Below are 8,993 nucleotides of genomic sequence, written 5' to 3' on the forward strand. Positions count from 1 at the left end.
GGCCGCCCCCCGCGGCGGGGAGGCGGCCCGTTTCGGCGTGCGGACTACTTGCGGAGCAGGTTCCGCAGGACGTACTGGAGGATGCCGCCGTTGCGGTAGTAGTCGGCCTCGCCGGGGGTGTCGATGCGGACGACGGCGGTGAACTCCTTGCCGTCGGCCTTGACGGTGACCTCCTCCGGGACCCCGCCCTCGTTGAGCGCGGTGACGCCGGTGATGTCGAACGTCTCGGTGCCGGTGAGGCCGAGGGACTCGGCCGACTCCCCGTCCTTGAACTGCAGCGGCAGGACGCCGAGGCCGATCAGGTTGGAGCGGTGGATGCGCTCGTAGGACTGGGCGATGACGGCGCGGACGCCGAGCAGCGCGGTGCCCTTGGCCGCCCAGTCGCGCGACGAGCCGGAGCCGTACTCCTTGCCCGCGATGACCACGAGCGGGGTGCCCTGCGCCGCGTAGTTCTGCGCGGCGTCGTAGATGAACGCCTGCGGCGCGTCCTCCTGGGTGAAGTCGCGGGTGTAGCCGCCCTCGACGCCGTCCAGGAGCTGGTTGCGCAGCCGGATGTTGGCGAACGTCCCGCGGATCATGACCTCGTGGTTGCCGCGGCGCGAGCCGTAGGAGTTGAAGTCCTTGACCGCGACGCCGTTGTCCTCCAGGTACCGCGCGGCGGGCGTGCCGGCCTTGATGGACCCGGCCGGGGAGATGTGGTCGGTGGTGACCGAGTCGCCGAGCTTGGCCAGGACGCGGGCGCCGTGGATGTCGGCGACCGGCTCCGGCTCGGCGCCCATGCCGTCGAAGTACGGCGCCTTGCGGACGTAGGTCGACGAGGCGTCCCACTCGAACAGGTCGCCGGTCGGGATGTCGAGGTTCCGCCAGCGGTCGTCGCCCTTGAAGACGTCGGCGTAGCTCTCGGTGAACATCTCCTGCCCGATGGACGACTCGACGATCGCGGCGACCTCCTCCGGCGCGGGCCAGATGTCGGCCAGGCGGACCGGGCCGTCGGGGCCCTCGGCGATCGGGTCGTTGAGGATGTCGATGTCCATCGTCCCGGCGAGCGCGTAGGCGATGACCAGCGGCGGCGAGGCCAGGTAGTTCATCTTCACGTCGGGGCTGATGCGACCCTCGAAGTTGCGGTTGCCCGACAGGACCGCGGTGACCGCGAGGTCGTTGTCGTTGACCGCCTTGGAGATCTCCGGCTGCAGCGGGCCGGTGTTGCCGATGCAGGTGGTGCAGCCGTACCCGACCAGGTTGAAGCCGATCTTGTCGAGGTACGGGGTGAGGCCGGCGCGCTCCAGGTAGTCGGTGACGACCTGGGACCCGGGCGCGAGGGAGGTCTTCACCCACGGCTTGCGGGTCAGGCCCTTGTCCACCGCGTTCTTCGCCAGCAGCGCCGCCCCGATCATCACGTACGGGTTGGAGGTGTTGGTGCAGGAGGTGATGGCCGCGACGGCGACGTGCCCGTGGTCGAGCTCGAAGGACGTCCCGTCGTCCAGGGTGACCGGGACGGGGTTGTGCGGGCGCTCGGACCCGTTGGAGCCGTGCTGCCGGGGCTTGTCGCCGGCCGTGTCGCCGCTGATCGCCGGGGAGTCCGAGGCCGGGAAGGACTCGCTGGAGGCCTCGTCGGCCGCGCCCTGGATGCTCTCGGCGTAGTTCAGCACGTCCCGCCGCCAGGTCTGCTTGGCCTCGGCCAGGGAGATGCGGTCCTGCGGGCGCTTCGGGCCGGCCAGCGACGGGACGACCGTCGCGAGGTCCAGCTCCATGTACTCGGAGAACTCCGGCTCCACCGAGGGGTCGAGCCACAGGCCCTGCGCCTTGGCGTAGGCCTCGACGAGCGCGATCTGCTCCTCGTCCCGGCCGGTGAGGCGCAGGTACTTCAGGGTCTCGTCGTCGATCGGGAAGATCGCGCAGGTGGAGCCGAACTCGGGGCTCATGTTGCCGATCGTGGCGCGGTTCGCCAGCGGCAGCGCATGCACGCCCTCGCCGTAGAACTCCACGAACTTGCCGACGACGCCGTGCTCGCGCAGCATCTCGGTGATGGTGAGCACGAGGTCGGTCGCGGTCGTCCCGGCGGGCATCTCGCCGGTCAGCTTGAAGCCGACGACGCGCGGGATGAGCATGGAGATCGGCTGGCCGAGCATCGCGGCCTCCGCCTCGATGCCGCCGACGCCCCAGCCGAGCACGCCGATGCCGTTCTCCATCGTCGTGTGCGAGTCGGTGCCGACGCAGGTGTCGGGGTAGGCGACCCCGCCCCGGTCGAACACCACGCGGGCCAGGTGCTCGATGTTCACCTGGTGGACGATGCCGGTGCCGGGCGGGACGACCTTGAACTCGTCGAACGCCGTCTGCCCCCAGCGCAGGAACTGGTAGCGCTCCTTGTTGCGCTCGTACTCGCGCTGCACGTTGCGCTCGAAGGCGTCCGGCGAGCCGAAGTAGTCGACGATCACCGAGTGGTCGATCACCAGCTCGGCCGGCGCCAGCGGGTTGATCCTGGTCGGGTCGCCGCCGAGGTCGCGCACCGCCTCGCGCATCGTGGCCAGGTCGACCACGCACGGCACGCCGGTGAAGTCCTGCATGATCACCCGCGCGGGGGTGAACTGGATCTCCTTGCTCGGCTTGGCCTTCGCGTCCCACTGGGCGAGCGCGCGGATGTGGTCGGCGGTGACGTTCGCACCGTCCTCGGTGCGCAGCAGGTTCTCCAGCAGCACCTTGAGGCTGTACGGGAGACGGGCCGAGCCCTCGACGGCGTCCAGCCGGTAGATGTCGTACGACCTGTCGCCGACCTGCAGCTTGTCGAGACTGCCGAAGCTGTTCGCGGACACGGACTCCTCCTCCGTCGCCACCGCGCGTCCGGTCCGGGACATGAGCGCGCGGCGCTGGGTTGATCTTCAGTAAGGCCCGTCCCCGAGGCCGACGCGGGACGGCGCGCGGCGGGACGGGAGCTTCGTCTCCCTTGATCCTGCCTTAGTCGGAATCCTGACCGGGAATCAGGGCCGCCTAACTTCCGCCGCTTTTCTCTCGACGTCAAGCTATCTTCATTTTATCTCGACATCAAGCTACTTGCCCTCGGTACGCGGCCCTGGGCACGACAAGCAGGACGGGTGTGGCCGGAGGGGTTCCACCGGCCGCACCCGTCCTCAGCGGTGCGGGCTCTACCTGAGCCAGAGAATCGGGCGGCGGCGCCCATCGGGCGGCCGGGAGCGGCCTGCGCGCCGGATCAGAGGGAGTTCCAGAAAGAGCAGTTCGCGGTCGTGGCTGTGTCGGTGCGGTGAACGGCGCCGGGCGCCAGGGACAGGACGTCGCCCGACGAGCGGAAGCGCGGCCAGTGCGGCGCCTGACGGGCCTGCGGCCTGCCGTCGCGGGCGAAGGACGTCCAGTAGCCGACCATGGCGTCGGAGAGCCGCTGCTGCGCCGGGGTCAGCGTGCCGATCAGGCCCGGGAACAGGAACGTCAGCTCGCTGGCGTGCTCGGCGCCCTCCTCGAAGCCGGGGACGTCGAGCAGCGGCGGAGCGGCCCGGTCGGCGAACTGGTACGCGTACACCGGGACGCCCGCGCGGTCGAGCAGGCGGAACGCGTTCTGGTGCACGCACGCCGACAGCACTTCGTTGGAGTCCGTCTGGAGCGTCGCCAACGCGATCCTGGGCTCCGGGTAGGCCGCCGCCGGGTAGCGGGCCAGTACCTTGCCGGCGTCGGCGCCATAGGCGGAGCGGACGATGTCCTCGTACTGAGCGGCGGTGATGGGGTCCGGAAAGGAGAGGGAGACGAACAGGCGCATCTCGTCCAGCGTGTTGCCGTGCATGACCGGGACCCGGTTGAAGCGGCCCCGTTCGATCGCCTGCTCGGGCTGCAGCGGCAGGACGTGGTCGCCGCCCGCCACCGGACCCGCGTCCGTGGCCTTGGCCTCGAAGGTCTCCAGCACTGTCTTGACGGGGGTCGCGCGCAGGCACGCGGCGTCGGCCGCGTCAGAGCCCTTGTCGCACCCCATCGCCTTGGCGATCGTCACCCCCTCGGCCTCTGCCGAGGTCTCCGTGCGGGCGGGCGCGGTACAGGAGTAGCTCTGCGCGATGACCTTGTGGAACAGGCCGGCGGCGGTGGGAGAGGCGAGGTTGGCGCAGGAGTTCCACGAACCGGCCGACTCGCCGAACAGCGTGACGTTTCCGGGGTTCCCGCCGAAGGCCTCGGCGTTGCGCCGGACCCAGCGCAGGGCCGCCTGCTGGTCGAGCAGGCCGTAGTTGCCCGTCTGGTAGCGCCGGTCGGCGCCGGACTCCAGGCCCGGGTGCGCGAGCCAGCCGAACGCGCCGAGGCGGTAGTTGATCGTGACGACCACGACGCCGCCCTCCACGGCCAGCTTGGCGGCGTTGTAGACGCTCGCGGTGCCGGTCGTGTTACCGCCGCCGTGCACCCACACCATGACAGGCAGCCCGTGCTTGCGTTGCGCGCGGTCCGGCGTGGTGACGTTCAGATAGAGGCAGTCTTCCTCGTAGCTCGTCTCGCCCCCATATGGCGCGGGAAGTTGCGCGCACTGGCCGCGCGGCGAGGTGGCGTCGCGCACGCCCTGCCACGGCCGCGCCGGCTGCGGCGGCCTGAAGCGCAGGTCCCCCGTCGGCGGCGCGGCGAACGGAATGCCCTGGAACAGGCGGTGGTCCTGCCGCACCTGGCCTCGCACCAACCCCAGGTCGGTGCGGACGACGGCGGACGAGTCCGGTGCCCGGTGCTGGGCCGATGCCGGAGCAGTCCCTCCTAAGACGAGAGCGGATGCGAGCAGCGAGACGGCGATGAGTCTCACAGGGTCCCCTTTCAGCGCGACTCTTTCTGACACCCCCGAACGGCCGATCTCTTCGCATCACATCAGGGCTTGATCTCAAAAAGGACGCGAGCGTCCAACGTGTTCGTCTACGACACGATCCGCGAAATTCCGGACGTGGCAGCGGCGGTGGGCGCGGCGCGGCTCACCAGCGCTGGCGGGCCTCCTCCGCCCAGCCGGTGAGGCCGTCGAAGTCGAGCCATGTGCCGTCGTCGGCCTGGGCGCGGCCGCTGAAGTGGCCGAAGCACTGGTGGGTCTCGGTGCCGACGACGCCGAGCTCCGTCCGCGCGACCTTCTCGTGGAAGGGCCGGAACTCCGCCTCGACACGGGCCCCGCGGATCGTCCAGGGGCGCAGCCAGTCGCCGCGGTCGTAGGACCAGTCGAGCTCGTCGCCGATCTTGTGGAGCCGGCCGCCCGCGAACAGCGCGTTCTCGGTCATGCCGGTGCCGTCGGTCCACTTGCCGCCGAGCTGCAGGGCCAGGCCGGGGCCGCTCGCCGCCGCCCAGTTCCACGTCATCCGGTACGGCCACTTGCCGCGCCCGTGGTCGAGGACGGCGAACGCGCCGTCTCCGATCTCGTGGTCGCCGGACGGGAGCCGCAGCCGCCCGTGCACGGGGCGCCCGACGTCCTTGACCGTGTACTGGAAGCGCCTGTCGCTCCAGGGGACCACCACGCCGAGCGACTCGTGCCCGTCCGGCAGCGGGACCCGGACGTCCAGGTCCACCACCCCGGGGACCAGCGCCCGCAGCCGCGAGCCGGACGGGCCCTGCCGGACGCCGACCGCGAAGCCCGCCCCGCGCACCGACGCCTCCCCGGAGCCGCTGCGGTCGGGGAACACCGCGCCGCGCGCGAAGGGGACCACGCCGTCCCGGGAGATCTCCTCGCCCGTCCCGCGGTCCAGCACGTACACGCCGTGGACCGCGGCGTAGTCGAGCGACGAGGCGACCAGCCCGGCGATGTGCCGGGGCGTGACGATGCCCCAGTACTCCCAGCGCTTGGCCCGTCCCCACCCGCGCAGGTTCGCGCGGTGCAGCGGGCGCCGCGTCCAGCCGACCGCCCGCGGATCGAGCCGCCCGTCCGGCGTGCACAGGTCGACGGGCTCGGTGATCTCGCGCTCATGGGTCGGCATGTTCCGAGGCTACCGAGCGGTCCGCGCGACGCCGTGGCCCCTGGAACGGTTCAGCCCCGGACACGGCCCGTTTAAATAAGTCCATACCTTGGCCAGAGTTTCTCTCGTGCCGGACCGGTCGATCTCCTCTAGGTGATCATTGAACCGCCCTGGAGCGCCGAGGAGCACGATCGCGCGCTGGACCGGCTCGCCGCCCGGGAGAACTTCCCGGTGGCCGCGCGGGTCCTGCCCGCCCGGCACCGCGCCGCCCTGCGGGCCGTCTACGGCTTCGCGCGGCTCGTCGACGACATCGGCGACGAGGCCCCGCCGGAGCAGCGGCCCAAGCTGCTCGGACTCGTGGACGACGACCTGGACCGCGTGTTCGCCGGGCGGACGCCCGCCCTGCCGCAGCTGCGGAGACTGGCGGAGACGGTGCACGCGCACCGGATCCCCGCGGAGCCGTTCCGCGACCTCGTGCAGGCGAACCGGCAGGACCAGACCGTCCACCGGTACGAGACGTTCGCCGACCTGAAGGCGTACTGCGCGCTGTCCGCCGCGCCGGTGGGACGGATCGTCCTGCGCCTGTTCCGCGCGGACGCCCCGCGCCTCGCGGCCGCGTCCGACGACGTCTGCACGGCGCTGCAGATCGTCGAGCACTGCCAGGACGCCGGGCAGGACTACCGGGCCGGCCGGATCTACCTGCCCGGCGAGGACCTGCGGCGGTTCGGCTGCGCCGAGGACGACCTCGCGCGGCCGGTGACGCCGACCCGGCTGCGCGGCGTCCTGGCGCTGCAGGCCGGCCGCGCCCGCGAGCTGCTGGACGGGGGCGCCGCGCCGCTGCTGGCGGACCTGACGGGATGGGCGCGCGTCGCCGTGGCGGGCTACGTGGCCGGCGGGCGCGCCGCGCTGTCGGCTCTGGAGCGCGGGCGGTACGACGTGCTCGCTCATGCGCTGCGTCCACGGCGGGCCGCACTGCCGGCCGGGTGGGCGCGCGCCCTTGGAAGGAGGGGGCGATGACGGTTTCGGAGACGTGCGAGAGTTCCGAGCGGGTGGTCGGGGCGTACCGGCACTGCGAGCGGGTGGTGCGCGAGGAGGCCCGCAACTTCTCCTACGGGATCCGGCTGATGCCGGCCCCGAAGCGGCGGGCGATGAGCGCGGTGTACGCGTTCGCGCGCGGCATCGACGACATCGGCGACGGCCCGGAGCCGGCGTGCGTCCGGCTCGACCTGCTGGACCGGACGCGGCAGCGGCTGACGACCGTGCAGGAGGTGCTGCGGCGGCGGGTGGACGTCCGGGCGCTGGAGGGGCATCCGGTGCTGACCGCGCTGGCGGACGCGGCGGGCCGGTTCCCGATCCCCCTGGAGGCGTTCGAGGAGCTCATCGACGGCTGCGAGGACGACGTGCGCGGCGCCGACTACGAGACCTTCGACGACCTGCTGCGCTACTGCCAGCGGGTCGCGGGCTCGGTGGGGCGGCTGTCGCTCGGGGTGTTCGGGTCGGACGGCCGGCAGCGGGCCGAGGGCCTCGCCGACTCGCTCGGCGTCGCGCTCCAGCTCACCAACATCCTGCGCGACCTGCGCGAGGACCGGCTGGCCGGGCGGACCTACATCCCGGCCGAGGACCTCGCCCGGTTCGGCTGCACGCTGAAGCTGGACGAGTCGGGCGCGTTCATCGACCCGCCGTGGCGGCTGAACGAGCTGATCGGCTTCCAGGCGGAGCGGGCGCGGGCCTGGTACGCCGAGGGGCTGCGGCTGCTGCCGCTGCTGGACCGGCGCAGCGCGGCGTGCACGGCGGCGATGGCCGGGATCTACCGGCGGCTGCTGGAGAACATCGCCGCGCGCCCGCAGATCGCGCTGGACGCGCGGATGTCGCTGCCGACCTGGCAGAAGGCCGTGGTGGCGGCGCGCGCGCTGTCGGGGGTGGAGCGGTGAGCGTCGTCATCGTGGGCGGGGGCCTCGCGGGCATCAGCGCGGCGATCGCGCTGCAGGAGTCGGGCGTCGCGGTCACGCTGCTGGAGTCCCGGCCGTGGCTCGGCGGCGCCACCCACTCGTTCGGGCGGGGCGAGCTGAGCGTCGACAACGGCCAGCACGTCTTCCTGCGGTGCTGCACGGCGTACCAGGGGCTGCTGCACCGGCTGCGCGCCGACCACCTCGTCGAGGTGCAGGACCGGTTCGACGTGCCCGTCCTGCGGGCGGGCGCGCCGCCGGCGCGGCTGCGCCGATCGGGCCTGCCGAGCCCGCTGCACCTGCTGCCCTCGCTGGCCCGGTACGCGCCGCTGTCGGCCGCCGACCGGCTGAGGGCCGTGCGCGCCGCGCTGGGGCTGGCGCGCCTGGACCCGGCCGACCCCGTCCTCGACCAGGTCTCCGCCGGGGCGTGGCTGGCGCAGCGCGGGCAGCGGCCGTGGGCCAGGGAGGCCCTGTGGGGCCTGTTCCTCACGTCCGCGCTGAACGCCGAGGTGGACGACGCGGCGCTCGGCCTGTCGGCGATGGTGTGCCGGCGGGCCCTGTTCGGACGCCCCGACGCGGCCGACATCGGGGTGCCGCTCGTCCCGCTGGAGGAGCTGCACGGCGGCCCGGCGCTGCGGCGCATCGCGGAGATGGGCGGGACCGTCCGGCTGAAGGCCCGGGTGGAGTCCGTCACCGCCGACCCGAAGGTGGTCGTGGACGGGACGCCGATCGCCGCCGACGCGGTGGTCATCGCGGTGCCGCACGAGGCGGCGGCGCGGCTGCTGCCCGCCGAGGCGCTGCCGGACCCGCTGCGCTGGCCCGAGCTGGACGCCAGCCCGATCGTGAACGTGCACGTCGTCTACGACCGCAGGGTCATGGACGCGCCGTTCGCCGCCGCGGTCGGCTCGCCCGTCCAGTGGGTCTTCGACCGGACGGCGGTCAGCGGGCTGCGCAGCGGCCAGTACCTCGCGGTGTCGCTGTCGGCCGCCGACCCGTGGATCGACATGCCGACCGCCGAGCTGCGCTCGCGGTTCGTGCCCGAGCTGCGGCGGCTGCTGCCCGCCGCGTGGGGCGCGCAGGTCCGGGAGGTGTTCGTGACGCGGGAGCGGCGCGCGACGTTCCGGCAGCGCCCCGGCAGCGCGGCCGC

The 8,993-nt window shown here is 72.8% G+C and carries 6 protein-coding genes; 3 read left to right on the forward strand and 3 right to left on the reverse strand.

The features are described 5' to 3' along the window. Window positions 1–44: 44 nt before the first annotated feature. The 3 genes from acnA to AB0K37_RS15740 form a co-directional block, all read right to left on the reverse strand. A complete protein-coding gene (acnA, locus tag AB0K37_RS15730) occupies window positions 45–2,810 on the reverse strand; it encodes an aconitate hydratase AcnA (RefSeq protein WP_363980723.1) in 2,766 nt (921 codons plus the stop codon). A gap of 395 nt (window positions 2,811–3,205) precedes the next feature. Continuing rightward, window positions 3,206–4,807 carry a carboxylesterase family protein gene (locus AB0K37_RS15735; RefSeq protein ID WP_363980726.1) on the reverse strand — a complete coding sequence of 534 codons (1,602 nt, stop codon included), beginning with the start codon at window positions 4,805–4,807 and terminating at the stop codon, window positions 3,206–3,208. 130 nt (window positions 4,808–4,937) lie between these two features. After that, complete coding sequence (locus AB0K37_RS15740; protein ID WP_363980729.1) at window positions 4,938–5,921, reverse strand: DUF2804 domain-containing protein; 984 nt, start codon at window positions 5,919–5,921, stop codon at window positions 4,938–4,940. Window positions 5,922–6,053: 132 nt separating this feature from the next. Between AB0K37_RS15740 and hpnC the strand changes: the two genes are divergently transcribed. From hpnC to hpnE, 3 genes are all read left to right on the forward strand, one after another. Next, window positions 6,054–6,917, forward strand: a complete 864-nt coding sequence (gene hpnC / locus AB0K37_RS15745) for a squalene synthase HpnC (protein ID WP_363980732.1) — start codon at window positions 6,054–6,056, stop codon at window positions 6,915–6,917. After that, window positions 6,914–7,831 carry a squalene/phytoene synthase family protein gene (locus AB0K37_RS15750; protein WP_345177451.1) on the forward strand — a complete coding sequence of 306 codons (918 nt, stop codon included), beginning with the start codon at window positions 6,914–6,916 and terminating at the stop codon, window positions 7,829–7,831. The genes hpnC and AB0K37_RS15750 overlap by 4 nt, the downstream gene beginning before the upstream one ends. Continuing rightward, a partial coding sequence (gene hpnE / locus AB0K37_RS15755; protein WP_363980736.1) for a hydroxysqualene dehydroxylase HpnE occupies window positions 7,828–8,993 on the forward strand: 1,166 nt, incomplete at its 3' end. The genes AB0K37_RS15750 and hpnE, both read left to right, overlap by 4 nt.

This window comes from Actinomadura sp. NPDC049753, assembly GCF_040674655.1.
Taxonomy (GTDB): domain Bacteria; phylum Actinomycetota; class Actinomycetes; order Streptosporangiales; family Streptosporangiaceae; genus Spirillospora; species Spirillospora verrucosospora.